The sequence below is a fragment of the Flagellimonas lutimaris genome, assembly GCF_051494225.1.
In the GTDB taxonomy this organism is placed as follows: Bacteria; Bacteroidota; Bacteroidia; order Flavobacteriales; family Flavobacteriaceae; genus Flagellimonas; species Flagellimonas lutimaris_A.
The window spans coordinates 77,522-103,457 of the sequence record NZ_JBNPYE010000004.1 but is presented as its reverse complement, the minus strand read 5'-3'; the positions used below and the strand labels follow the sequence as shown (position 1 = coordinate 103,457).

The window sequence follows — 25,936 nt, the reverse complement described above, 5'->3', positions numbered from 1 at the left end:
TAAAGATTTAGTCCAGAGCCAATACTGGAATTTCGGAGTGCAAGGTCAAAAGTTTGGTCAATCGACCTTCAGATGGCTCACTCCTTTCCGTATGGTTTCGTGGCAATATAGTTAACATGTCAATGTTTTTCTCAGTGATATAATCCAATATTCCCTGTTCCACATCCTCATTTTTGCTAAAAGAGTGGTCCTCATAAAAATGCTCCAAATAATATTCCAATAGGTTTTCATTGGACTCTTTAATAGCCTTCTCATCATAGATGGAATCCTTATAAATGGTTAGGGCATGGACACGTGCATCAAAAGTCCGGGCAATATCCAAAAGGGTTTCCAAAACGTTTTTATCATCAATTTTTTCTCCCCCCATCACCAAAGCAATGTTCTTCGGCTCCTTAATATTTGTTCCATAAGGAATGGATATTACGGGGCAGTTGGCTTTCAAAACCAACTTTGAAGTATTGGTGATGGCCTCATCGGTAATTTTATCACCCATGGTGCCCATCATAATCAAATCTGCATTGCTTTTTTCTTGTGCTGAAAGAATGGTACTGATTACCTCACCTGTATCGGTAATAAATTCTGGTGAGACTTTCAATTTTACATCGAATGAATCCATCACTTTGGAAAAATCCTTATCTAACTTCTCATTATCAGCTTCACTAATGGGCATATTGCCCACATAAAGGCCCAAAATACCAATGGAACGTTCTGTTCCAACGAAATTGACCACATATTCCAAAGCATTCATGGATGCCTCGGAAAAATCAAAGGGAATTAATATTTTTTTAAAACTGCTCATACCTATTTTATTTATTGGTTTCAATATACAATTCAAAAGTAGAATCGACCCATGACCTAAAACATGACAGAAGTCAGGATTTCTAACTTTTCCATGATATTAGCAAAAAATACGACCCCATAAAAGTATGGCATGTTATTTTTTTGACACCATAATAACTATATTTAAAATCCTTAAAACAACTTGACTTTAGATATGGATTTAGTAATTGGCATAGATATCGGAGGGACCAAAACAAAAATTGGCTTGGTTGATGAACATGGTGAATGCTACGAAAAAACATTTTTTAGAACCAAAGAATATCCCAACTTGGATGCTTATCTGGATAAAGTAAAATCTACTTGTGATGAGCTTATCGCACAGTTTGGAGAAGGTGCCAACATTATTGGGTGTGGCATCGGGGCACCAAACGCCTCCAGTAAAAATGGCACTATTGAAAGTGCAAGCAATTTAGTTTGGAAAGGGAGTATACCCTTGGTTAAGCTTTTAAAACAACGGATGGACATGCCCATTCGCATTATGAACGATGCCAGTGCGGCTGCATTGGGCGAAATGCTCTTCGGAGGAGCGAAGGACATGACCGATTTTATTGTAGTGACACTAGGTACCGGTTTTGGGGCAGGAATTGTGGCCAATGGCCAACTCATAGATGGATTTGATGGATTTGCCGGTGAATTGGGACATGTTGATATGACCATTGGCGATGGTAGGCTAACTGGACTCGGGGTAAAAGGAGGATTAGAGGCCTATGTATCCGCCACCGGGTTAAAACGGACCGTGATGTACATGCAGAGTAAATATTTGGTTGATAGCCGATTCAGGGGCATTGCCTATAACGACCTTCATGGAGAAGACATCACACAAGCTGCGGAAGAAGGTGATGAAATAGCTCTCAAGTCGTTTGACTATACGGCACGTATTATGGCGCAGGCATTGGCGAACTTTACGGCGTTCACCCAACCCGAAGCATTTATTTTGATGGGTGGACTCACCAATAGTGGTAAATGGATCATGACACCATTGGAAAAATATTTTAATGGATTTTTATTGGATGTTTACAAGGGAAAAGTGAAATTATTGCATTCCAGTATGCACGGAAAAACAGCTGCCATTTGTGGCGCTGCCGCCCTAATCTGGGAAAAGAAAAAACAGGAATAAACACTTAAAATTATTAAAAAAACCCAATCTATGACAAGTATCATACTATTCCGTTGATTATATTGAAAAACTTTGTATTCCAACAATCAAAAGCCATTGGTTATGGGGTATACAAAGTGTGGTCCCAGATTACTTTGTTCCATAGTATTCTTAGTCCTTTTTTACCAATCCAATTATGCCCAGAATTCAGAGGAAAACGAATATGGTTCATGGTTAGTGCTATGTGGCTCCACCAAAATACATGAAAATTGGAGCATACCTACTGTAGGTATCGTAAGGCACCACAATATGTTGGACAAGTATGGGTTCTTCTTTTTCAGAACAGGGGCTTCCTATGGCATAAGTAAAGCCTCTTCTTTTACAGGTGGTTTTGCTTTGCTCAACTCAAACTCCTATTTGGAATCCAATGATGTAATCAACCAAAACCAAATTTGGTTCTATGGTGAGTACACCCTAAAGTCCAAATTTAATCATGGACTAATTGCTCAACGGCTTCGATTGGAGAATCGTAGGTTGATCAACACCGACAATCACAAAGTTAACAATAGGCTTAGATATCGCCTCCAATATCTTAAACCCATTTATAAAGATATTTATCTAAACGTTTTTGACGAGATATTTCTTAACCTAAAAGGAACTGCCTTTAACCAAAATAGAATCTTTGTGGGCATTGGACGTCAACTTACGAACAACTTAAAGATGGAGATTGGATACTTGAACCGTAAGTTTAAAAACTCCAGTGAAGATATGGTTCGATTAGGGCTTACTTTTAATATAGACCTCACCAAAAAGGATATGGCACTACATACGGACTAAAACCATAACCAACTCATTACAAAGCTGTTTTACCTCCATGACAAACCTGATTATTATCATATTTTTTGATTTTCAACAAAACTATCTTTAACCTAGTTAAATAGTAAAAGTCATGAAACCAAAAAAGAACCCAAACGCCGAAATTGGACGCAATAGCAGTCTTTATTTCATGATAGGACTAACTTCGGTATTGTTCATGACATGGCAATCCTTCGAAGTAAAGTTCTATGAAGAGGAATCCAAAGTTTCAGAAGTCGTACAAGTAACCGATGAGCTTAAGGAAGATGTACCCATCACGGAAATTCTTAGAACCGCTCCACCGCCTCCACCGCCATCAGCTCCAGAGGTGATAGAAATTGTGGAAGATGTGGAAGATGTGGAAGAAACTGTAATCGAAAGTACAGAGAGTAGCCAAGAGACCTATATTGAAGATGCCGTGGTTAGCATTGACGATGTGGATGTTGAAGAGGTTGAAGAGGATATAGTGGTACCCTTTGCCGTTATTGAATATGTACCCGTTTTCCCTGGATGTGAAGACTTACAAACCCAAGCAGAGCGCAAGGAATGTTTTAACGAAAAAGTGCAGGAACATATTAAAAAGAATTTTAAATATCCACCATCTGCATTGGAAATGCACATAACAGGAAGAGTTTACGTACAGTTTGTGATAGACTCACATGGTCGTGTAAGCGGAATACAAAAAAGAGGGCCTGATAGATTATTGGAAGATGAGGCTGAGCGCATTATTGCTTCTCTACCAAAAGTAAAACCTGGAGAACAGCGTGGAAAAGCCGTAAACGTGAAATATAGCATCCCAATTAACTTTATAATGAAAAACTGAACAATGAACAACTAAATAAAAAGAGGTCCAAGTTAATTCTTGGGCCTTTTTTTATTTCTGAAACCAAGCCGTATTGGCATATTCGGAAGATTTTGATGCGCTTTCCCTGTTTTTGGCGATTAAATGTGATCTGTCGTACTTTCTTACCCTGTAACCCAATAAGTGAAGAAAGGATTTAGCAAAAAAACGAGCGAACTTTTTGTCCACCACCAAGGCATCCTTCTTGTCCGACTCCCATTGTACTCCTGGCAATTTTTCCAATAAATGATCAACTTTAAACCTTCTCAGTTTCTTGGACATCCATAATAATATTGTGGGCATTGGCCTTATAAAATAAAACCCTTCATTACCTTGCTCTTGATATAGGGGCATAAAAATTTGTCGTTTTCTTGTTGTTTTTAATTCAACACTATCGACTTGGGCCAAACCAACCCCCTTTGGTACTACCTGAAAATTGATAAATCCAGGGTACATTTTAAAACTATCTTTCGGACCAATATCATGTTGGTGGTAAATTTCATAAAATGTATGGGTGTTCCTCCCGTAATCTGCAATTTTGTTTTTCAATACTTTTTTTTCCTTGTCGGGAACATCTACTGACTGAGTCAATGCCAGGGAGTAACGAATAAAATCAATGCTGCTCTGCACTGCCTTGTCATCATCGTGTTGTCCACTTTCAAAACCCATGGAAACATATCCAAGCTCATTAATATAACTCAACAATGCTCCTTTCAAATATTCCTCTATCCCCAATATTATGGGCAAGGGGTAGTTTGAAGCGTATTTTCGGTTCAATAAGCTATCGTTCAAAACCATAAAAGGAATTGTATCGCTTGAAGTAGTGTGAAGGTCAAAAAAATAAAAGGGCGGGCTACTTTTTTTAAGAATGTCCTGTATTAAAATATACAGATGGCTCAGCTCATTTTCCTCATTATGCTGAATTACTTTATTCTCGACAATATGTTCAATCCGTTCCGGGAACCAAATCCTGTTCAGGTCTTCTTTTTGAAATCGTTGCCTACTTTCCAAGGCCCCCAGATTTCCTGAAATGGCATAGACCTCCCCATGTATCGGTATTTTCTTGGATCTAATGTCCTCGAAAACATCCTTTAAGGCAAAAACACCTGCTGTTTCATTACCATGAATACCACCAAAAAACACAACGGTAGGTCCCCCTTCCCCACCTTGAATATGATCAATAATTCTATCAACCTCCAGGGTTTCATCCAGCGCTATACTGTGAACTAAAGACATGGCTATAAATCTACTTTACTGATGATTCCCACCGTATGGGTATCCACACATACCGGTAAACATCCAATTTGGTGTTCTTCCATCATTTTTTTTGCAGTTTCTATTTCTGTTCTAGGCGCAACAGTTATTACATCTTTAACCATAATATCCGATACCCTAGCTTCTTTTTTATCCAGTTTTTCAAATTTTTCGATATGGCTCCATGTAAGCAACCCCACCAATTCCCCTTTACCGTTTTCTACGGGTATGTGGTGAATGTTGTTCCACTGCATAATAGCTATTGCCAAGTTGGCATAATCATCCTCATATAGCTTCAATAGTTTTGTTGACATAATCTGTCTTACCCAATGGAACGATTCCTTGGTCTTGGCCATACCCTTTATAGGCTTCCACTGGTGAACGGGGACCTCGGTCTCTTGGTTATTGTACATTGCCTTGGTAAGTTGAACAATAGCACTGTCCTGTTTCATTTGTTTTTTAAGCTCCCTAAAGTTTTTGATTTGCCACTCGGCACCTGTACCATTTTTTATTCTGGCCTCGATTATCCCTAATAACCTATTGATGTCATCCTCATCAATATTAAATTTTCGTAATCCATTATATGCTATGGGCAAGAGTTCTTCTTTGATTATTTTTTTTACAGTCATGGTCTTGTCCATCCAAGAAAATACGGTATGTCTTCCACTCATGGCTGCTCTTATAAAATTGAGTTTGGCCATCTTAAAATCCATTATACCGGACATATCATCGTACTTCTTAGGTCTTCCGGCCATAAGACCGACCCAAAAGGCAAAATTGGCCATTTCATCAATCACCGTTGGACCAGATGGGATATATCGATTTTCAATTCTTAAATGGGGCTTCCCATTACCCACTCCGTAGCATGGACGATTCCATCTATATACAGTGCTATTGAACAGACTTAATGCTTCAAGCTTTGGTATTTTCCCTTGCCGTAAAAGGTCCAAAGAGTTATTTTCAATGGGTTTTGTCAGCAAAATCCGGTGGGTGGAAATATCCTTTTTAAAAATTTCGGCCACGGAATCCTTTTGCCAGGATTCTCCAAACCCAACTCTCGCTACCTGTTCCTTTACTGCCTTTGTCCAAATACGGGTATCCAAACTTTGTTGGAATAGTGCAATCCGGGTCTCTCTCCAAAGTTCCTTTCCCAATAATAAAGGGGAATTGCAGCACACCCCCAAAACGGGTCCAGAAATGGCCTGGGCCCAATTGTAACTTTTGATAAAATCATCTGGGGGTATCTGCAAGTGCAGTTGAAAGCTCGTATTGCAAGCTTCAAAAAGTACCGAATCATGATGGAGAGAGAGCTCATCCGCTCCTTTGATCCTTACCGTAAAATCATCACCTCTCCATGTCTTCAAAACTTCATTGATCCTGTAATATCGTGGTATTGGAGTCATAAAATCCATTCCAAGTTCCCCTTTGCTAATGGTGGGCAATATTCCTGTCAAAATAACCTTGGCATTATGATTGTCGGCAGACTTTTTTACCTTACCCAACAATTGCCGTAATTGTTGTTCCATATCTGTAAAACAACCTTTTTCCAATGTATAGGGGTCAAGATTGGCTTCTATATTATACTTGGCAAATTCAGTAGTAAAGTGACTATCATCCACGTCCTTTAGAACATCCAAGGAGTTTGGGGATGGCCTATAATCATCCTTTATTAAACACATTTCCTGTTCCGCACCTATACGAACGATATCATCCTCAATCAATCCTTCTTTTATCATACTCTCCAAGGCTTGGATATCATCAATAAGATTTTGGACAAAAACTTTTCGTTCCTTTTCGCTAAATGAGCTTTTCTTGATATGTTCTCCCATTCTACTTGAATTTAAACCATCTTATAAATGTAGAATTTTGCTCAATCTAAAAATATGATACTCATCAGCCACCCAAGGCCATTCTACATCAACCTAAACAAAAAGTCTGACAATTATCATGTTTTTTGCAAGCCAACAAAGGTAATTTTGAATTATAATGAAATGGTATGTAGCTTATGTGCGAATTAGTTCAAAAATATAATGTTCCGGGTCCAAGGTATACGAGTTATCCAACAGTACCTTATTGGGATTTGGAAACTTTTTCAGGAAAAAAATGGAAGTCCAGTGTTCTGAAAGCTTTCGAGGAAAATCCCGAAGAAGGGGTCAGTGTTTATATCCACCTACCCTTTTGCGAAAGTATGTGCACCTTTTGTGGATGCCATAAACGTATTACAAAACGACATGAAGTAGAGCGACCTTATATTAATGCGGTTTTAAAAGAGTGGGAACTATACGTCGACCTTATGGGTTCCAAACCCGTTATAAAGGAACTACATTTAGGTGGCGGAACACCCACTTTCTTTTCCCCGGAAAACTTGAAAATGTTAATTGAGGGCATTGTTCGCCTTAGTAAAAAAGCAGATGAAATTGAATTCAGTTTCGAGGGACACCCAAACAATACCACCAAAGAACATTTACAGGCGCTTTATGATGTAGGGTTTAGAAGGGTGTGCTTTGGTGTACAAGATTACAATCTCAAGGTCCAGCGAGCCATTAACAGGATACAACCCTTTGAAAATGTAAAAAACGTTACGGAATGGGCCAGAGAAATTGGATATACCTCTGTTGGACACGATATCATATATGGATTGCCCTTTCAGAACGCTGAAGATGTGGAACAGACCATAATGAAAACCAATGCCATAAAACCCGACAGAATTGCTTTTTACAGTTATGCACATGTGCCTTGGTTAAAAGGAAATGGCCAACGGGGGTATAAAGAGTCTGACCTTCCCTCATCCGAAGAAAAAAAGGCGCAATATGAGATGGGGAAAAGAATGCTTACCGATTTTGGTTACAAAGATGTTGGAATGGACCATTTTGCCCTGCCCACAGATAATTTGTACAAAGCTTTGGAAAGTGGGACCCTACATCGAAATTTTATGGGCTACACCCCTTCAAAAACCAAACTTATGATAGGTCTGGGGGCATCAAGCATTAGCGATAGTTGGTATGGCTTTGCCCAGAACGTAAAAAGCGTAGAAGAATACGAAAATTTGGTTTCGCATGGAGTTATACCTATTTTTAGAGGGCACATTCTTAATGCAGAAGACGAAATCTTAAGAAGGCACATTCTCAACATCATGTGCCAATTTGAGACTACATGGGACGTAGAGGAAGAACAAACAGTTGATTTTGAAAATATTTTGGCCAACCTATCGGAATTGGAAACGGATGGATTGGTCGAAATTAACGGCACAAATATTAAAGTGACCGACAAAGGAAGACCTTTTGTAAGAAACATAAGTATGGCATTTGACTTAAAAATGCATCGAAAAAAACCAAATACCCGAATATTTTCCATGACCGTTTAACCTAAAAAAGCAAAAAAAATGAAAAGTATAATCGTACCGATTGATTTCTCAAATCAATCCGAAAAAGCCCTTAAAGTAGCTGCTTCCCTAGCGAAGCAACACGAAGCAGAGCTATTGGTCCTCCATATGTTGGAGCTTTCCCCAGCCATTATGGGAGAATCGGGATACATATCCCAAGAGCAAGTGGTACACCTTATAAAACTTGGAGAACAACGATTTACGGACTTTTTGGACAAACCTTATTTAAAGGATATCAAAGTAGTTCCGGTAATCAAGCACTATAAAGTGTTCAGTGAAGTGGCAGAAGTAGCTGAACAGCACAATGCGGACCTTATTGTAATGGGATCACACGGTGCCGATGGCCTACAAGAAATTTTTATTGGTTCCAACACGGAACGTGTTGTTCGAACTTCCGATGTCCCCGTCTTGGTCATCAAAGGAGATATCGAAGATTTTAAACCTACTAATTTTGTGTTTGCTTCTGATTTTGAAGAAGAAAGTGTTCCTGCTCTTAAAAAAGCAAGTAAAATGGCGGATTTACTAGGGTCTCAACTACACCTAGTCTACATTAACACACCAGGGGATGAGTTTTTGAGTACTGCCGACGCCAATGACAAAATTTCCAAATTCTTGGATGTCGCCAAGGCTGGTCTGGAAATAACAATTTATAACGACTACACCGTGGAAAAAGGTGTGCTCAATTTTAGTAATATGGTATCTGCCGACCTAATAGGTATACCTACACATGGTAGAAGAGGCTTATCACACTTCTTTATGGGAAGTATTGGTGAAGATATTGCCAACCATTCCGAAGCACCTGTGATTACCTTTAAAATTTGATGGATTGCATTTTTGATTGGTTTCATGCGATTCAAAAAAAGGGGGGCAATTTTAAAATTGCCCCCTTTTTTATTGTAATTAATTTTTATTGATCCTAACCATGAAATCTTTCATAGGCCGCTTTCTCCAACGCTTCCCTATGATCTGGGTGTGCAATGGAAATTAAAGCTTCGGCCCGTTGATGCAGGTTTTTCCCAAAAAGATTCACCACTCCATATTCCGTTGCTACATAGTGCATGTGGGCACGAGTTGTTGTTACTCCAGCACCTTGCTTTAAAAAGGGTGTTATTTTGGAAACACCTTTTTTTGTGGTAGATGACATGGCTATAATGGGCTTACCTCCCTTTGAAAGAGATGCCCCTCTCATAAAATCCATTTGCCCGCCCACTCCAGAGAATTGATACCTTCCAATGGTATCGGCACAAACCTGACCAGTGAGGTCAATTTCTATGGCACTGTTGATGGCGGTTGCCTTGGGATTTCTTCGGATTCTGGCCGTATCGTTGGTATAACCGGAGTCCCTAAAATCACAAATTGGGTTATCATCTATAAAATCATACAGTTTTCGGGAACCTACGGCGAAACAAGCTACAATTTTACCTCGTTTAACCGTTTTTTCTGTACCATTGATCACCCCACTTTCCAACAAAGGCAACACCCCATCAGAAAACATTTCGGTATGTATACCCAAGTCTTTATGGTTTTCCAAATTGGATAACACCGCATTGGGTATGTTACCGATTCCCATTTGCAGGGTAGCGCCATCTTCAATCAACGATGCCACATGCCTACCAATTTCATGTTCCACTTCCGATATTTCGGTCGGATTATGTTCGTGAATGGGCCTATCTACCTCAATGGCAAACTCTATTTCATCCACATGAACAATACCTGTACCATGTGTTCGGGGTACTTGTGGATTTATCTGCGCTACAATTCTTTTGGCGGTTCTAACCGCAGGCAATGCAACATCAACGGATACTCCCAGTGAACAATATCCGTGTTTGTCCGGAGGCGATACCTGAACAAAGGCCACATCCAACGGAAGATATTCGTCGGCAAACAACCAAGGTATCTCACTCAAAAAAACCGGAATATAGTCGCCCATAAATGTGTTCACATAACTTCGCACATTGCCTCCAACAAAGCAAGCATTCAAAGTAAAAGATTCGCAATAGGGTTTTCTAGTATATTTTGCATCTCCTTCGGTGTGGATGGAAATAATCTCGACATTTTCAAGTTCTTCATGCCGCTCACAGAGGGCATCGATCAATTCATTTGGGGTCATGGCCGCCCCTTGGAAAAAGACTCGGTCTCCTGATTTAACAATTCCTACCGCCTCTTTCGCTGATGTTATTTTCATTGTGGATTTATTTTTTTAGGGTTGATGGCATTCTATGGTCGCCGAAACAGAATCTGCCGGAGCTGACTTGGGAGAAACATAAGGTATTCCCAATCCCAGTCCACGTACAATAAACAAAATACCTATGATGACCACAAATACTGGTATCAATTTCTGTATCTTAAATTTGATGGAACTACTGAACATTCCTTTGGAATAGACCACCAAAGACATCAAAGGAACCGTTCCCAGACCAAAAATCATCATGTAAAGACCACCTTCCAAGGGGCTTCCCATAGCAATGGCGCCCAAAAGGGCCATATACACCAGACCGCAGGGCAAAAAGCCGTTCAAAAACCCAATGGTCAAAAAAGTATCGGGAGTCTTTTTTTTAAGTTCAGCACCCAATTTGGATTTCACCTTACCGATAATGGAATAAATGGGTGATAAAAATTTATGGCCGTTCAAATATTTGCCGGGAATCAGTACTAAAAGAATCATAAGTACACCAATACCTATGGATAGTTTCTGCTGAATCCCGAAAAGGGACAAACCCTTTCCCAGAAGACCAAATAGTATTCCAATAACACCATAAGCCAACAATCTTCCGAAATGGTAGATGGACAACTGTGTGGTCTTCTTTAGATTATTTTCTTGATCCAAAGGCAGCATAAAGGCTATTGGCCCGCACATGCCCAAGCAGTGCAAGCTCCCCAAAAGCCCCAAAACCAATGCGGATGTTAACATGATCAGTAGATCAATTTTTGTTTATGCAAAAAGGAATTACCTTCGTATTCCCAGTTTATGGAAATGTCCCAGCGACCGTCTACCAAGCGATTGTCAGGTATGAGCAAATGTGTTTTGGACAAACTTATAGAAAAGTTAGTATCCAAGTGCTTGTTAGACGGTCTATATAGGGACACTGTTCCACTTATTTTTTTTGGGTCGAAACGCTCTGGAAAATAAATCACCAAACCCTCTTCAGTTTTTTCAACCTTTAGGTTGGCATTCATTTCTGATGCTGTATTTGATGCATCGATTTCCTGCTGATAGGACAATTCTTTTTTATAGTATTCCTCCGTCACCAAATCGTGATTGGCACGATCATCGGTGCTCATCCGGAAGACGAAGTATAAAATGAAGGTTATAAAACCTATAAATGCCAAGACAATTCCAGTTCCCCAATTAATTTTCATTTCAATCTTTTTAATTATAACTCCTTGGCGCCAAAAACTGGGTCACCGTGGTTTCTATGAGTTTATCATCACTGTAGACCCCTATCTTCAACTTATCTTTGTCCCCGTTCAATGCAGAGGCGTTAATCTCGATAAACAGTGTTCCTTCCGCGATTTCTTCTGCTGGAACAGTAAAGCTATCCTGGGACACCATTTTAATTTCTCCGTTATGGGACATCAGTTCAAACCGAACATTTTCAATATCCTTTGTGGTCTTGTTCACCAATTTATAGGTGTACACGTTACTGATGATATTATTCTCCTTACGTTCATATAACTGACCAGGTAAACGAAGTATATTGGCCTCGACCTCGTTCCTCATGAACAACATTCCGATAAGGATACCTGTTAGTACCGCAAGTACAGCCGTATAGCCTTTCATACGTGCCGTAAACTTGAATTTATTGTTGTTGGTTATCTCATCTTCACTAGCATATCTAATCAACCCTTTAGGTTTATTGATACTGTCCATAATGTGATCACACTCATCAATACAAGCTGTACAGTTTACACATTCCAGCTGTGTTCCATTACGAATGTCTATTCCGGTAGGGCATACGTTCACACATTGAAAACAATCGATACAATCACCATGTCCAAGCGCTTCCCTATCTTCATTTTTTCTGAACTTCTTACGTCCGCTTTCACCTTCACCGCGTTTATGATCATAGGCTACCACGATGGATTTATCATCCAAAAGTACTCCTTGCAATCTACCGTAAGGACAAGCAATAATACACACCTGTTCCCTAAACCAAGCAAAGATGAAATAAAACACCCCTGTAAAAATCAGCAAGGGGATCATAGTACTCAAGTGCGCCATTGGACCATCTGTGATGTATGATAAGAGCTGGTCACTTCCTATCAAGTACGCCAAGAACACATTGGCTATAAAAAAGGATATGATGAAGAAAATGATCCATTTCAATACTCTTTTCCTAATCTTTTTACCCGTCCATGGAGCTTTGGCCAAACGCATTTGTGCCCCCCTATCTCCATCTATCCAATATTCAATACGACGGAAGACCATTTCCAAAAATATGGTCTGGGGACACATCCATCCACAGAAAATACGACCATAAGCGACCGTAAACAGTGCAATGAATATTACTCCAATAATCATGGACACGACCACCAAATGAAAATCCTGGGGCCAAAACGGAAGTCCGAATATATTGAAACGTCGGTCCAATACATTGAACAATAAGAATTGGTGCCCGTTGATTTTAACAAACGGAGCTGCTATCAAAAAAATCAGCAAAAAGTAACTTACATACTTCCGGTAATCATAATACCTTCCACTGGGTTTCTTTGGAAAAATAAAATTTCGTTTACCTTCCTCTGTGATTGTGCCTATGGAATCCCTAAAGTTATCTTCCATTGCATTTGTAGTTTATGGATAAATATTTATCGCCTTGTGCCCTAAGGAACTAATTCATGGCGACTTCTGTTGAATCTACGGCCTGCTCCATTTCTTCTGGTGCAGTTTCTTCCGTTTCAGATTCTGTTCCATTGGATTTTTCAGGAGCATCTGGGTCTACCCAAATTTCTCCTTCTGGTTCTTTTGGATTGGCAGGTGTGGTTCCGCCCAAAGAGATGACATAACTGGCGACCTGAGCCATTTCGGCTGGTTTTAAGCTTTGCTTCCAGGCAATCATCCCTTTACCATCACGACCTCCTTCGGAAATTGTGGTAAAGACATTTTTGATACCTCCACCCAATATCCAATATTCATCGGTCAGGTTCGGACCAATTGCTCCCCCACCGTCTTGCGTGTGACATGCCACACAATTGGCCTGGAAGATTTTCTCTCCCGCAGCCAAATCCGATTCATTGGATAGGAATTCAACCGTACTGGCATCTACCAAGTCTTTGGCAGTTCTTTTGTATTCTTCAATGGCCAATTGAGCCGCAGCTACTTCTTGTTCGTACTCAAGTTCTTGGTCGTATTCACCGATAATATGGAAACGAACCAAATACACTACTGCAAAAACGATTGTCGCATAGAAAAGATAAACCCACCACGGAGGTAGTACGTTATCCAACTCACGGATTCCATCATAATTATGGTCCAAAACAATTTCGCCTTCGCGTTCAATGGAACGGCTCTTAGTGAGCTTTTTCATGAGGTTTTTAGCCCATGTCCATTCAAACTTTTTGTCTTTGGCTTCCAAGTAGCGCTCCTTTCCTTCTTCTGAAAGGGTTTGGAACATGATATTCTCTATGGAAGCTAAAATTAGTTCTATGGCAATTAGAATCATCAATACCAATAGCATAAAAAACTGCGTGATCGGATATTCAATTATTGCCGGTTTATCTCCAGAGTCGATAAAGTATTCCATTAATCCGAAGATCAAAAAGAATAAAACTGGGACTCGTATCCACCAAGGTGTTTTTGTGCTCATAATGTTATAGTTTGTTTTGTTGATCTTCGTTATCCAATGGCAGTTCGGACATCTCCCTTATGTGTTCTTTGGTAGCGGTAAACACCCACCAGAACAATAGAACGAAAAACACAAAGAAGATAAGTAGGGAAACCATGGGATAGTTTGCTACCCCATCAATGGTTTCCATATGTTCTTTTACAAATTTCAACATGGTTATTTGTTTTGAGATATAGTTTCTTCTGTTCCTTTAATTTTGATATCGGTACCCAATCGCTGTAGATAAGCAATCAAGGATACGATTTCACGATCTCGCATTTCCACAAAATCCAATCCGTTTTCCTCGGCGTATTTTTTATCCGCTTCATACGTCCTTACAAATTCTGGATCTGCGTAAAGGTTCTTTTCGATTTGCTCAGCTTGCTCTGCCATTGATTGCGGAGCATTGGCAATATCCTCTTCAGTATAGGGAACCCCAAGTTTGACCATGGTTTCCATTTTTGCCTGTACATCGCTACGGTCGTGCTCATCGGTAACCAACCATTCATATGATGGCATGATCGAGCCTGCAGAAGTACTTTGCGGGTCGTACATATGGTTTAGGTGCCAGCTATCTGAATATTTACCCCCTACACGTAGTAAATCAGGACCTGTACGTTTACTACCCCAAAGGAATGGATGATCATAGACAAACTCACCTGCTTTGGCATATTCACCATAGCGTTCTACCTCACTACGGAACGGTCTGATCATTTGTGAGTGACAGCCTACACATCCTTCTCTTATATAAAGGTCTCGCCCTTCCAGTTCCAGTGGCGTATAGGGTTTAACACTGGTAATGGTAGGAATGTTGGATTTTACCAATATGGTCGGAATAATTTGAACAATACCTCCGATCAAGATGGCCACAGTGGCCAAGATGGTCAACTGAACAGGTTTTCTTTCCAACCAGTTGTGGAAAGTTTCACCTGCCACTCTTCTTTTGGCAACTCGTTCCAATGCTGGTGCTTCTGCTACTTCGTCTTCTACTTTGCTACCAGACCTGATGGTCAACACAACATTGTAAAGCAAAACAAACATACCCAAGATATAAAGGGAACCTCCAATAGCCCTCATCCAGTACATTGGAATGATTTGGGTTACCGTTTCCAAGAAGTTACCGTACACCAAAGTACCATCTGGATTAAATTCTTTCCACATAAGAGCTTGGGTGAATCCAGCTACATACATCGGAAGAGCATAAAGTACAATACCCAAGGTTCCGATCCAGAAGTGGAAATTCGCCAATCCTTTGGAGTGCAATTCTGTTTTGAACATTCGTGGCACCAACCAATAGATCATACCAAAGGTCAAGAACCCGTTCCAAGCCAAAGCACCTACGTGAACGTGTGCAATAATCCAGTCACTAAAGTGAGCAATGGCATTTACGTTTTTCAAAGAAAGCATCGGGCCTTCGAACGTAGCCATACCATAACCAGTAATAGCGACTACCATAAATTTTAATGTGGCATCGGTACGAACCTTGTCCCATACCCCACGAAGGGTCAACAATCCGTTGATCATACCACCCCAAGAAGGTGCTATCAACATTACAGAGAATACTACACCAAGGTTCTGTGCCCAATCTGGCAAAGCAGAATATAACAAGTGGTGGGGTCCTGCCCAGATATAAATGAATATCAGCGACCAGAAGTGGACAATGGAAAGTCTATAGGAATAAATGGGTCTGTTCGCCGCTTTAGGAACAAAGTAGTACATCAACCCCAAGAAAGGGGTGGTCAAGAAGAATGCCACCGCATTGTGACCGTACCACCATTGTACCAAGGCATCCTGTACACCTGCGTACACAGAATAGCTTTTAAGTGCGGTTACCGGAAGCTCCAGGCTGTTAAAAATGTGCAACACGGCTACGGTAACAAAAGTGGCCAAGTAGAACCATATTGCCACATATAAGTGCCTTTGTCTTCTTTTTAAAATTGTACCGATCATGTTCCAACCAAAGACTACCCAAACAACTGCAATGGCTAAATCTATTGGCCATTCCAATTCTGCATATTCTTTGGATGTAGTGTACCCAAGTGGTAATGTCAACGCGGCAGCGACAATAATCAATTGCCAGCCCCAGAAGTTGATGTTGCTCAAGGCGTCACTGAACATTCTTGCTTTAAGCAAGCGTTGCAAAGAGTAATACACCCCTGCAAAAATCGCGTTCCCCACAAATGCAAAGATCACGGCATTGGTGTGCAATGGGCGTAAACGTCCAAAACTCAACCATGAGATACCTTCTGTAACATTGGGGAACAAAAACATAAAGGCCAACAAGAGACCTACCGACATACCTACCACGCCCCATAAAATGGTAGCGTATAAGAACTTTTGTACGATTTTGTTATCGTAGCGGAACTGTTGTATTTCCATATTTATTGGTTTGTACTTTTAGTTTGTTTGATTTCCTTTTTATTTAGGTTTGATTTATCCTTGTCCCTGACCACCTCATCTTCAAACAACATTCTTACCGATGGGGTATAGGTGTCATCGTATTGTCCGCTTTTTACCGAAAAAACAAAGGCTATAAAAAAGACTATGGCCACCGTTATACTAATGGCCAGCAACACATAAATAACACTCATACCCTTGTTAGATTTGGGTTAAAACTACTGTGATGATATCCTTCAAAAAATGACATATATCAGCTTTCTAATATTTTTAATTCTTTACCAAGATAATTTGTTGCCAAGGTTGTGAACACTACAATACTTATGGAGCTCAACGGCATCAGAATAGCGGCAATAACGGGCTGTAATTGACCTGTTACAGCAAAATACAATCCTACAATATTGTAGCAGAGCGATAGCAAAAAGCTCATTTTTATTATTCGAATGGACTTTTTGGACAGCTTGACGAACTTTGGCAGCATTCTCAGCTTGCTCGCATCTAAAATTCCATCACAAGCTGGCGAAAACACGTTGATGTTTTCGGATACGGCCAATCCTACATCACTTTGGGCCAAAGCCCCAGCATCGTTCAATCCATCGCCCACCATCAAAACTTTATGATTTTGCTGTAGATTTTTGATGTAATCCAACTTATCCTCCGGTTTTTGGTCGAACATCATTTTTGTTTTAGCAGGAAGTACTTTTTGCAACTGCTCCTTTTCTCCGTCATTATCACCGGAAAGAATGCCCAGTTCTAAATCAGTCCCCAGTTCCTCAAAAATTTGACTCATGCCATCCCGATACGTATTCTTAAAAACAAAACGCCCCTTAACGTCCTCATCTGCACTAACATAAACCGAAGTGTTGGTCAACGCATTGGATTTGCTTTCTCCGACATAAGATGCCGAACCAACTTTTATGGAGTGATGGTTATATTTTCCTTCAATGCCTTTTCCAGTATGCTCTTGAAATTCCTCAAGAGTCATTATGGCATTTGACTTTAAAATATTGTAGAGCGAACGGCTCAACGGGTGGTTAGATGCCCTTAAGGTTGTTTTTAAAAGTGCTGTTTCCTCTTCCGTGAGTTCCATTCCTTCGTAGTGGATCGTATCTTTTATGTTTGTGGTGAGGGTTCCTGTTTTATCAAAAATGGCTGTATCGATTTTCGACAATCTTTCGATGACGTTGGTATTCTTCAGGTAAAATTTATGCTTACCAAAAATGCGCAGTATGTTCCCCAAGGTAAATGGGGCGGCCAAAGCAATGGCACACGGACAAGCAATGATCAAAACAGAAGTGAATACATTAAGTGCCAAACTCGGCTCCAATATCAACCAAAAAATGGTGGCTACGGTGGCGATGCTCAAAACGGCAACGGTAAACCGCTTGCCAATACTATCGGTAAGGGTTTGAAATTGACTTGCCTTGTCTTTGGAAAATATGGAGTTCCCCCACAACTGGGTCAAATAACTTTGGGAAACAGATTTTAATACCTCAACTTCCAGAACTCCTGAAAGTTGCTTTCCACCCGCAAACAGTTTTTCACCAGATTCTTTAAATACGGGTTCGGACTCACCGGTAACAAAACTATAATCGATTTCGGCAGTTCCTTTAATAAGGATACAATCCACAGGGATAATCTCATGACTTCGAATCAATACCCTGTCGCCTACTCCAATATTATAAATCTGGATGTTTTCTTCTTCTCCATTTTTCCTCAAACGGGTAACGGCTATTGGGAAATAGGATTTATAATCCCGTTCGAATGATAGATAAGCATAGGTCTTTTGCTGAAAAAACTTCCCTAATAACAGGAAGAAGACCAAACCTGTGAGACTATCAAAAAAACCGGAGCCCAAATCAAAAACTATATCTACTGTACTTCTAATAAAAAGGGTAAAAATACCCAGGGCAATAGGCACATCAATATTCAATAATTTGCTGCGGACGCCCTTGTAGGCCGAAATAAAATAATCTTGAGCGGCATAGAATACAACGGGCAAGGAAAAGGCGAACATCAACCAACGGAAGACATGCTTGTATTGATCCAACCAGAACTCTTCTACCTCGAAATATTCAGGAAAGGAAAATAGCATCACATTACCAAAGGCAAAACCTGCAACACCTAACTTATAAATTAAGGAACGATCTACTTTTTTTCCATTTTTGTTGTACTCCTCTAAAGAGATGTATGGTTCGTAACCGATACTTCCCAACAAAAGCACTAACGCTTTTAGGGAGAAATCTTCGGTTTTATAAGTAACTCGAATGGTTTTCTTTGGGAAATCTACTTGCGAAAATGTAATGGCAGAATGGAGTTTGTTCAGGTTTTCCAATACCCAAATACAAGAACTACAATGGATTGTAGGAATACTTAAACTAATAACTTGTACGCCTTCTTCGTTAAACTCCACCAATTGCTGTACAATTTCCTGGTTGTCCAAAAAATCGTATTTCTGGCGGATTTCGTTGGGTGTGGTTCCTGCCTTGCCTTCTATTTCATAAAAGGTGGACAGGCCATTTGATGTAAAAATCTCGTAAACGGTTTTACAACCATTACAACAAAAGTCTTTATCATCAAACTCTACACTACCCCTACCGCACTCGTCTCCACAATGATAACAGGTCGAGTCTGCCATTTCACATTTGCTTTACCTGATGCAAATTTGTAATACTATTCCCCTTAAAAATATGATAATTATCAGTAAATTGTGATTGTTTATCAACTATTTTTGTTGAATCAGGTAAACTAATCATTATGGAAAGCAGGTGTGAAAATTGTATAATCAGGCAGTTCAACTCATTACGTGCCATGAGCAAAGAAGAGCTGAAAAAAGTCTCCGACTCCAAAACCACCAAAACGATAAAAAAGGGTGAGCCCATATTTGAGGAAGGTGACAAGCTTAATGGAGTTTACTGCGTTAGAAATGGTGTTTCCAAGCTTTCCAAACTCAGCGCCAATGGAAAAGACCAAATTGTGAAGTTGGCCAGCAAGGGCGAGGTGCTGGGCCAACGTTCGGTCATTTCCCAAGAGAGCACCAATCTTTCCGCCATTGCTGTAGATGACATGGAGGTTTGCTTTATTCCCAAGGAAAGTATCAACAATACCCTTCAAAAAAATCCAAATTTTACTTTAGAGGTTTTGCGTCATATGGCCCATGACCTTAAAGAAGCAGACGATGTAATCGTCAATATTTCCCAAAAAACGGTAAAACAAAGAATGGCGGAAGCTTTTCTATACCTAAAGAACAATTTTGGAGAGGATGCCGATGGCTTTTTGGCCCTAACCCTATCTCGAGAAGATATTTCCAATGTTGTGGGCACCGCAACGGAATCTGCCATTAGAATCATTTCAGAGTTCAAAAAGAAAGGCTTGATTCATACCTCGGGCAAGAAAATTGGCATTAAGGATGAGCGCAAACTTTTGGAAATGGTAGAAGGCTTTTAGCCCATTTTTAAAAAGCTGACAATTGTCATAGTATCCCCTGACCCATAGGTCTAATTTTATGCATCATAATCTTAGTCAGATGCAAAAGATTTTAATACCTACGGATTTTTCGGAAAATGCATGGAATGCAATAGATTACGCTATGCAATTGTTCCGCAACAGGCGTTGTACTTTTTACCTGCTCAATACCTACACACCTGTTATCCCCAGCAGCCGATTTATGGCAAAAATGATTGATGGAGTTCGCATCGTTGATGCGGTGAGGGAGAATTCTGAACGAGGATTGACCAAAACCGTGGAACGGATAAAAACCAAATATGGTAACCCCAACCACAGTTTTGAGACCATTTCTTCTTTTAATCTTTTGGTAGAAGAGGTAAAGGATATTGTGGAGACTTTTGGAATCCATTTGGTAATCACAGGTACCAAGGGTGCTTCTGGTGTGGACGAAGTATTTATGGGCAGTAATACGGTACGGATTATAAAAAGCACCAAAAAATGTCCTGTTTTGGCCATTCCATATCATTTTGAATACGTAACACCTTCGGAAATTGCCTTTGCTACAGATTTTAATCGATTTTACACTTCATCCGAATTATCTCCTTTACTGGAAATGGCCAAGATGTTCAAAGCCACGATTCGAATTGTACATGTGCAATACGGTATCAAAGCATTAACGGAACTGCAGCAGTTCAATTTAAACATGCTACGGCGCTATCTCGGAGATGTGGAACATTATGTTCACACGGTTTCCGAGCTGAATTCGGTTTCTCACACTTTGGAAACATTCTCTAAGGAATTGGACATCCATCTTTTGGCTATGTTGAATTATCAGCATAGTTATATGGAAAAGATGACGCGTGAACCCATAATAAAAAGAACAGCGTTCCACACCCAGATACCTTTGTTGGTAATACCCGAATTGGGCATGGAAGGTGTTTCCAAGGAGGCAAAAGAAGAAGAGGAAGTAGAGTCGCACAATTAAAGTTCCCTTGTTATCTTTATACCTGTTTAAAACCGGTATAAGGTAACCTATGAACAAGCAACTATTAATTGACTGCCACAAACGGATAAAACCTTTTATCCATAATACTCCCGTGCTCACTTCTAGACTTATCAACGAGATTGCCGGTGCCAATCTGTACTTTAAGTGCGAAAACTTTCAACGGATGGGTGCCTTTAAAATGCGTGGTGCCGCCAATGCCATAATGCAACTTACGGACGAGCAGAAGCAAAATGGTGTTGTCACCCACTCTTCCGGCAATTTTGCCCAAGCTCTATCCCTTTCCGCACAAAGTTTAGGCGTAAAAGCCTATATCGTAATGCCAAATTCAGCGCCTAAGGTTAAAAAAGAAGCAGTCAAAGGATACGGTGGCATCTTGATTGAGTGTGAATCTACCTTAGAGGCTCGGGAACGTGAATCTGATCGTATTGTAAAAGAACATGGCGCAACTTTTATACATCCTTCGAATGATGACCATGTGATTATGGGGCAAGGAACAGCCTGCAAAGAACTATTGGAACTCCGACCAAATCTTGATTACGTAGTTACTCCTATTGGCGGTGGTGGATTGATTGCTGGAACAGCCCTGTCCGCTTATTATTTCGGAAACAACTGCAAAACCATAGGTGGGGAACCCTTTGAGGTGGATGACGCTTATAGGTCCTTGCAAAGTGGAAAAATAGAGACCAACACCACAACAAATACGATTGCAGATGGGCTCAAAACCCAGTTGGGGGATAGAAACTTTCCCATCATTCAAAGGCATGTGGACGAAATCGTTCGTGTAACAGAAGATGAAATCATTTCGGCCATGCGGTTAATTTGGGAGCGACTCAAAATTGTATGTGAACCTTCAAGTGCAGTAGCCCTAGCAGCCGTTCTTAAGAAAAAAGATAAGTTAGCGAACAAAAAAGTAGGTATTATAATATCTGGCGGAAATGTTGACTTAAGCCATTTGCCCTTTTAAGATATTAACGAACTTTGGGGAAAGTTATGGTAAAAATGGTTCCGACATCTTTCTCGCTCTCAACCTCGATTCTCCCATCCATGGCCCCCACTTGTGTCTTTACCAAATAAAGTCCAAAACCCTTGCCCTCAGTAACACCGCTAAGTCTGCCATACATATCAAAAATCTTTCGTTCTTTTTCGGGAGTAAGCTCCATTCCTATACCATTGTCGGAAAACTTCAATACAATTTCTTTATCATTCTTATCCGAAGCTATTTCAATAATAGCCGGAACTCCCTCCTTGGCATAATTTATTGCGTTAAGAATAAGGTTGTAAAAAACATTTACCACGTAGCTCTTTGCTCCAAATACAATATTTGCTCTTGAAAAATCTGTTTGAATCGTTGCATTATTCTTGGCGATTTCTTCCGATAATAGCACATAAACATCCTTCATCACATCCTTAAAAGCAATTTCCCTGAATTTTTCCTTATCAGCGGACTTTAAGGATAGTGACAGATGTAAATCCTTTATGGTTTGGTCAAGTGCTTCGGTAGTAGTTTCAATCTTTTTTACAATATCATCATTTACTTCATCCTTGCCCCAATCATATATTTTGGACAACATTAAAAGGTTTGATATGGGACCTCTAAGATTGTGCGAAATAATCCTGACAAAATTTTGGAGTTCGTGGTTTTGCTCAACAATCTGCTGGTTGGACAACACATCCTTGGTAACATCCTGGGTGGTGCCCCCCATCCGAACAGCCTTACCATCTTTATCATAAAAAGCTCTTCCTTTTTGATGCACATATCTAATTTCTCCATTATCGAACACAATCCTATGGATAATATCATGCTGGCCCTTTTCTTCAATGCACTTGGCGACATCTTCGTTAAAAGCATCACGATCTTCTGGATGGATAATCTTTACCAACGATTCATAATTCCCTTCAAACATTTCTGGTTTTTGGCCAAAAATTCTAAAAAGTTGGTCGGACCACGTTATCTCGTTCTTTATCATATCCCAATTCCAATGTCCTACATTGGCTACTTTTTGGGCCTCGCGATACTTTCTTTCGCTTTCTCGTAATCGATGGTTATTGTTCACCTCTTGGGTGATGTCCTTTTGCCAGACACAGCATCCTACAACATCTCCCGAACTGTTCATGAAAGGTTGAAAGGAAAACTCATGTACAACTATTTGGCCATTATCCTCAAAAGTATGCTTAGAAGTGGTTGCGTAGCGATTTAGTGCCCTCTCGCAACCTTCTTCACAAGGGTCAAAAAAATAATTTGCCCTGTAAACCTCTTTCAGGTCCATACCTCGTTCGGCATCCCCGGAACCATTTTGTTTTAAAAGGGACTTGAAGGACGTATTAAAAGCGGTAAGCTTATAATCTTCATCCATTGCCCAAACAATGTCATTCCTATCCTCAACGATTTTAATTTCATTTTGAATAATAGCTTGCTTCTGTTTCACAGGTTAAAATTTATTCAGAATAAAATTAAGAGACTTCTAGAGGTTGAGCAATAATTAAATCTGGATATTATCTATTGGAACTTTGTAAGTAGTCCTCCAAATTCTCAATTTTCAAAGGCTTGGTAATAAATTCCTTTACGTATTTTTCGTACTTCTTAGCCTCCTCTTTATCCGCATCGGATTCAGAAGAAGTTACCAAAAGTACCTCATTGCATGCTGGAAAATCTTCGAGCATCATGAATTCCAAAAATTCAAAGCCGCTCATTTCGGGCATATTGATATCCAATAAAATAAGTGTTTTAACTTTCGGGTCATCTCTATATCTGAGATCGTCCAGGGCTAATTCAGGGTTGGTAAAACTCTTAACCCTATCTTCCATTCCCATTCTTCTAAAGTGAATCGAATTCACTGTATTCACGAGGTCTTCGTCATCGACCAAATATATTTCCTTGTACATTGTGTTGTTGGTCTTTTAGTTTAGTTAGTTCAGTTTGGTTTCTATCAGAAAATTGATAAATATCAATATTTTCTAATTAATAAAACTTAAATACTACAATTTTATTGCAAAAACCATTTCTGCTTTCAACAAAAAACTTGAACTCAGGATATTCTCTTGTTTTCCATTCAAGCTTTTCAATCCGTACCTTGTTTACCTAAAAATATTGTTTTCATTAATTTAAACTAAAAAGTGGAACATATTTTTTTTGACAGTCTAATTGTTTTCGCTTCAATTCCAAATTAATAGTTTGCATTTTTGCCAACAGAATATAGGTATATATTGAATTGCTTCAGTTTACTTTAATTGGTAAAAAATAAGGAACAAATAACCGATTGTCATTTGTTCCCTGTTATATTTAGCTAACAATTTACTTTATACATCTGAATTTTCTTTCTCAAGAAAACTACCAAAATCACGTTCAAAATGACAGGTATAGCCATTGGGGATTCTTTCCAAATAATCCTGATGTTCCGGTTCCGCAGGCCAAAAGGTGGAATACGGTTCCAAGGTAGTGGCAACCTTGCCATCCCATTTGCCCGAGGCATTCACAACATCTATCATCTCTTGAGCCAGATTTTTTTCCTCTTCGTTTTGAAAAAAGATAGCCGAACGATAACTTGAACCAATATCGTTGCCCTGCCTATTAACAGTAGTAGGGTTATGAATTCTAAAGAAATAATCAAGAATCTCTCTAAAATTTGTCTCCGAATCATCGTAGGTCAACTCAATACCTTCGGCATGCCCTGGGTGATTTCGATAGGTTGGGTGCTCATTCTTACCACCAATGTATCCTACTTCTGTGTCATTGATTCCCGGTCGTTTTCTAAAAAGGTCTTCCATACCCCAGAAACAGCCCCCTGCGATGTATACTTTCTTGTAATTTTCCATAGCTTATCCTTTCTCTTTTAGTTTATGTTTTTCCAAAAAATGAATCACCTTTTGTACAGACATCTCACAAGGTTTGAGCAATTCATCTTTTAAAGTCATGTAATAATTCAGACTGATAAAATCGTTGCCGCCCAATTCATCAGCATAGAGTTTCATGCTCTTTCCATTGTTAAAGTTCGTTTTGACAACCCCATATTTTTTGCCGTTATAACTAACTTCGGAATAGCCTAAAGGCAACTGTTTAAGCCTATCTTTCCAAATATATCAAAGTTTTGCTCCCACTTGCACTACCGAATAAGCTCTGCAATACAGTTCTTTCTTTTATAGCCTTTCAAATTTACTTCTGGTAAAACTTCAAAATCTTGCGCTCCAGAAAAACCATTCATTTCGTCTTTATCCACATCTAAAAACCTGAAGAGCAAACCTGTTTAGGTCAACATCTCTTTGTAATTCTGTGTTTTGTGACAATGCCCCGCTCCATGTCATTTTATTGATGGGCCTTTTTGACCTATTGCGCTTTCAAAAATTGTATTGCAGCTTCTGGGTTTAGATGAAAATCACCGAAAACCACATCATTATTCTTATCAATAAACAAGAACCAAGGCGTGCCGCCCGTTTGATAATTTGTCATAATATTGGAACGCGATTTGCCATCGTTGCCCGCATCATGAGCAAACGGAATCTTTAGGGCATACTGTTTCTGGGTTTCCATCATCTTATCATAAGTGTTTTCATGATATCCTTCAAAAACAGTTTGAACTGCAAGAAAAACAACATTGTTATTGCCTTGCAAAGCGTTGACCATCTTTTGTAAATCCGGAAGGCCCTTACTATGGCAGCCTGGGCACCAACTCTGAAAACAGTACACAATCTTAAACTTTCCTTCAAAATCTGAAAGCCTGATGGGTTCAATCTTGCTTCCATTGGCGTCAATCCAGTCTTTTACATAAAACTCTGGTGCTTTGAACGTTGGTTTTTCAGCGTGGTTTGACATGATTTTGCTCCCTTTCTTTCTAAATTAGTTAACAAACCTTACTTAAATAAAATCGAAAAACAGATCGTTTCCTTACACTTTTACATATGCCAATCGAAAAGGTTTATTCATGAAAATAACACTTGTTCTTTTTTTTCATCTCTTATTTGGTTCGGCTCACCTGCTTCAATTTAATGTCTATTCCATTTT

Annotated in this window: 25 protein-coding genes; 8 read left to right on the top strand and 17 right to left on the bottom strand. The window is 39.7% G+C overall.

The window, feature by feature from the left end:
* Window positions 1-7: 7 nt before the first annotated feature.
* Window positions 8-799, bottom strand: coding sequence for a universal stress protein (locus ACQQ5U_RS10380; RefSeq protein WP_437397310.1), 792 nt, complete (start codon window positions 797-799; stop codon window positions 8-10).
* A 195-nt stretch (window positions 800-994) separates the two neighbouring features.
* On the opposite strand from ACQQ5U_RS10380, the gene ACQQ5U_RS10375 reads away from it, so the two are divergent.
* The 3 genes from ACQQ5U_RS10375 to ACQQ5U_RS10365 all read left to right on the top strand — a co-directional run bounded on the left by ACQQ5U_RS10375 (window position 995) and on the right by ACQQ5U_RS10365 (window position 3,614).
* Window positions 995-1,957 (top strand): ROK family protein, encoded by a 963-nt coding sequence (locus ACQQ5U_RS10375; RefSeq protein ID WP_437397309.1) that lies wholly within the window; start codon window positions 995-997, stop codon window positions 1,955-1,957.
* A 102-nt stretch (window positions 1,958-2,059) separates the two neighbouring features.
* Window positions 2,060-2,773: a DUF2490 domain-containing protein gene (locus ACQQ5U_RS10370; RefSeq protein ID WP_437397308.1), complete on the top strand. Its 714-nt coding sequence runs from the start codon at window positions 2,060-2,062 to the stop codon at window positions 2,771-2,773.
* Between the two features lie 112 nt (window positions 2,774-2,885).
* Entirely contained in the window at window positions 2,886-3,614 is a 729-nt protein-coding gene (locus ACQQ5U_RS10365; protein WP_437397306.1) for an energy transducer TonB, read from the top strand.
* Between the two features lie 51 nt (window positions 3,615-3,665).
* On the opposite strand, the gene ACQQ5U_RS10360 is transcribed toward ACQQ5U_RS10365, so the two are convergent.
* Both ACQQ5U_RS10360 and ACQQ5U_RS10355 read right to left on the bottom strand, forming a co-directional pair.
* Window positions 3,666-4,868, bottom strand: a complete 1,203-nt coding sequence (locus ACQQ5U_RS10360) for a succinylglutamate desuccinylase/aspartoacylase family protein (protein ID WP_437397305.1) — start codon at window positions 4,866-4,868, stop codon at window positions 3,666-3,668.
* A gap of 2 nt (window positions 4,869-4,870) precedes the next feature.
* Window positions 4,871-6,715 (bottom strand): CBS domain-containing protein, encoded by a 1,845-nt coding sequence (locus tag ACQQ5U_RS10355; protein ID WP_437397303.1) that lies wholly within the window; start codon window positions 6,713-6,715, stop codon window positions 4,871-4,873.
* Between the two features lie 176 nt (window positions 6,716-6,891).
* Between ACQQ5U_RS10355 and hemN the strand changes: the two genes are divergently transcribed.
* Window positions 6,892-8,250, top strand: coding sequence for an oxygen-independent coproporphyrinogen III oxidase (gene hemN, locus ACQQ5U_RS10350; RefSeq protein WP_437397301.1), 1,359 nt, complete (start codon window positions 6,892-6,894; stop codon window positions 8,248-8,250).
* Window positions 8,251-8,268: 18 nt separating this feature from the next.
* Complete coding sequence (locus tag ACQQ5U_RS10345; protein WP_437397300.1) at window positions 8,269-9,090, top strand: universal stress protein; 822 nt, start codon at window positions 8,269-8,271, stop codon at window positions 9,088-9,090.
* A gap of 94 nt (window positions 9,091-9,184) precedes the next feature.
* Here ACQQ5U_RS10345 and ACQQ5U_RS10340 read toward each other — a convergent pair whose 3' ends face one another.
* Genes ACQQ5U_RS10340 through ACQQ5U_RS10300 form a run of 9 tightly spaced genes read right to left on the bottom strand, consistent with a single transcriptional unit; the run spans window position 9,185 to window position 19,125 of the window.
* A complete protein-coding gene (locus ACQQ5U_RS10340) occupies window positions 9,185-10,453 on the bottom strand; it encodes an acetyl-CoA hydrolase/transferase family protein (protein ID WP_437397299.1) in 1,269 nt (422 codons plus the stop codon).
* A gap of 15 nt (window positions 10,454-10,468) precedes the next feature.
* Window positions 10,469-11,179, bottom strand: coding sequence for a sulfite exporter TauE/SafE family protein (locus tag ACQQ5U_RS10335; RefSeq protein ID WP_437397298.1), 711 nt, complete (start codon window positions 11,177-11,179; stop codon window positions 10,469-10,471).
* 2 nt (window positions 11,180-11,181) lie between these two features.
* Window positions 11,182-11,628 (bottom strand): FixH family protein, encoded by a 447-nt coding sequence (locus ACQQ5U_RS10330; protein WP_437397297.1) that lies wholly within the window; start codon window positions 11,626-11,628, stop codon window positions 11,182-11,184.
* Between the two features lie 10 nt (window positions 11,629-11,638).
* Entirely contained in the window at window positions 11,639-13,048 is a 1,410-nt protein-coding gene (ccoG, locus tag ACQQ5U_RS10325) for a cytochrome c oxidase accessory protein CcoG (protein ID WP_437397296.1), read from the bottom strand.
* 49 nt (window positions 13,049-13,097) lie between these two features.
* Complete coding sequence (locus tag ACQQ5U_RS10320) at window positions 13,098-14,072, bottom strand: cbb3-type cytochrome c oxidase N-terminal domain-containing protein (protein WP_437397294.1); 975 nt, start codon at window positions 14,070-14,072, stop codon at window positions 13,098-13,100.
* A 4-nt stretch (window positions 14,073-14,076) separates the two neighbouring features.
* Complete coding sequence (locus tag ACQQ5U_RS10315; RefSeq protein WP_437397293.1) at window positions 14,077-14,265, bottom strand: CcoQ/FixQ family Cbb3-type cytochrome c oxidase assembly chaperone; 189 nt, start codon at window positions 14,263-14,265, stop codon at window positions 14,077-14,079.
* Between the two features lie 2 nt (window positions 14,266-14,267).
* Complete coding sequence (gene ccoN, locus ACQQ5U_RS10310; protein WP_437397291.1) at window positions 14,268-16,469, bottom strand: cytochrome-c oxidase, cbb3-type subunit I; 2,202 nt, start codon at window positions 16,467-16,469, stop codon at window positions 14,268-14,270.
* A gap of 2 nt (window positions 16,470-16,471) precedes the next feature.
* The gene (gene ccoS / locus ACQQ5U_RS10305) at window positions 16,472-16,681 is read right to left on the bottom strand and encodes a cbb3-type cytochrome oxidase assembly protein CcoS (protein WP_414458491.1); all 210 of its coding nucleotides are present in this window, start codon (window positions 16,679-16,681) and stop codon (window positions 16,472-16,474) included.
* Window positions 16,682-16,740: 59 nt separating this feature from the next.
* On the bottom strand, window positions 16,741-19,125 hold the full coding sequence (locus ACQQ5U_RS10300; protein ID WP_437397289.1) for a heavy metal translocating P-type ATPase: 2,385 nt from the start codon (window positions 19,123-19,125) through the stop codon (window positions 16,741-16,743).
* 173 nt (window positions 19,126-19,298) lie between these two features.
* Here ACQQ5U_RS10300 and ACQQ5U_RS10295 point away from each other — a divergent pair, with 173 nt between their 5' ends.
* The 3 genes from ACQQ5U_RS10295 to ACQQ5U_RS10285 all read left to right on the top strand — a co-directional run bounded on the left by ACQQ5U_RS10295 (window position 19,299) and on the right by ACQQ5U_RS10285 (window position 21,904).
* On the top strand, window positions 19,299-19,934 hold the full coding sequence (locus ACQQ5U_RS10295) for a Crp/Fnr family transcriptional regulator (RefSeq protein ID WP_437397287.1): 636 nt from the start codon (window positions 19,299-19,301) through the stop codon (window positions 19,932-19,934).
* A gap of 79 nt (window positions 19,935-20,013) precedes the next feature.
* Complete coding sequence (locus ACQQ5U_RS10290) at window positions 20,014-20,919, top strand: universal stress protein (RefSeq protein WP_437397286.1); 906 nt, start codon at window positions 20,014-20,016, stop codon at window positions 20,917-20,919.
* 49 nt (window positions 20,920-20,968) lie between these two features.
* Window positions 20,969-21,904, top strand: a complete 936-nt coding sequence (locus ACQQ5U_RS10285) for a pyridoxal-phosphate dependent enzyme (protein WP_437397285.1) — start codon at window positions 20,969-20,971, stop codon at window positions 21,902-21,904.
* A gap of 4 nt (window positions 21,905-21,908) precedes the next feature.
* Here the strand turns inward: ACQQ5U_RS10285 and ACQQ5U_RS10280 are convergent, their stop codons facing one another.
* From ACQQ5U_RS10280 to ACQQ5U_RS10260, 5 genes are all read right to left on the bottom strand, one after another.
* Window positions 21,909-23,366: a sensor histidine kinase gene (locus ACQQ5U_RS10280; RefSeq protein ID WP_437397283.1), complete on the bottom strand. Its 1,458-nt coding sequence runs from the start codon at window positions 23,364-23,366 to the stop codon at window positions 21,909-21,911.
* 67 nt (window positions 23,367-23,433) lie between these two features.
* Window positions 23,434-23,823 (bottom strand): response regulator, encoded by a 390-nt coding sequence (locus tag ACQQ5U_RS10275; RefSeq protein ID WP_437397281.1) that lies wholly within the window; start codon window positions 23,821-23,823, stop codon window positions 23,434-23,436.
* Between the two features lie 414 nt (window positions 23,824-24,237).
* Window positions 24,238-24,753, bottom strand: a complete 516-nt coding sequence (msrA, locus tag ACQQ5U_RS10270) for a peptide-methionine (S)-S-oxide reductase MsrA (protein WP_437397280.1) — start codon at window positions 24,751-24,753, stop codon at window positions 24,238-24,240.
* 3 nt (window positions 24,754-24,756) lie between these two features.
* A complete protein-coding gene (locus ACQQ5U_RS10265) occupies window positions 24,757-24,909 on the bottom strand; it encodes a hypothetical protein (protein ID WP_437397278.1) in 153 nt (50 codons plus the stop codon).
* 352 nt (window positions 24,910-25,261) lie between these two features.
* Complete coding sequence (locus ACQQ5U_RS10260; protein ID WP_437397276.1) at window positions 25,262-25,747, bottom strand: peroxiredoxin family protein; 486 nt, start codon at window positions 25,745-25,747, stop codon at window positions 25,262-25,264.
* Window positions 25,748-25,936 lie beyond the last annotated feature (189 nt).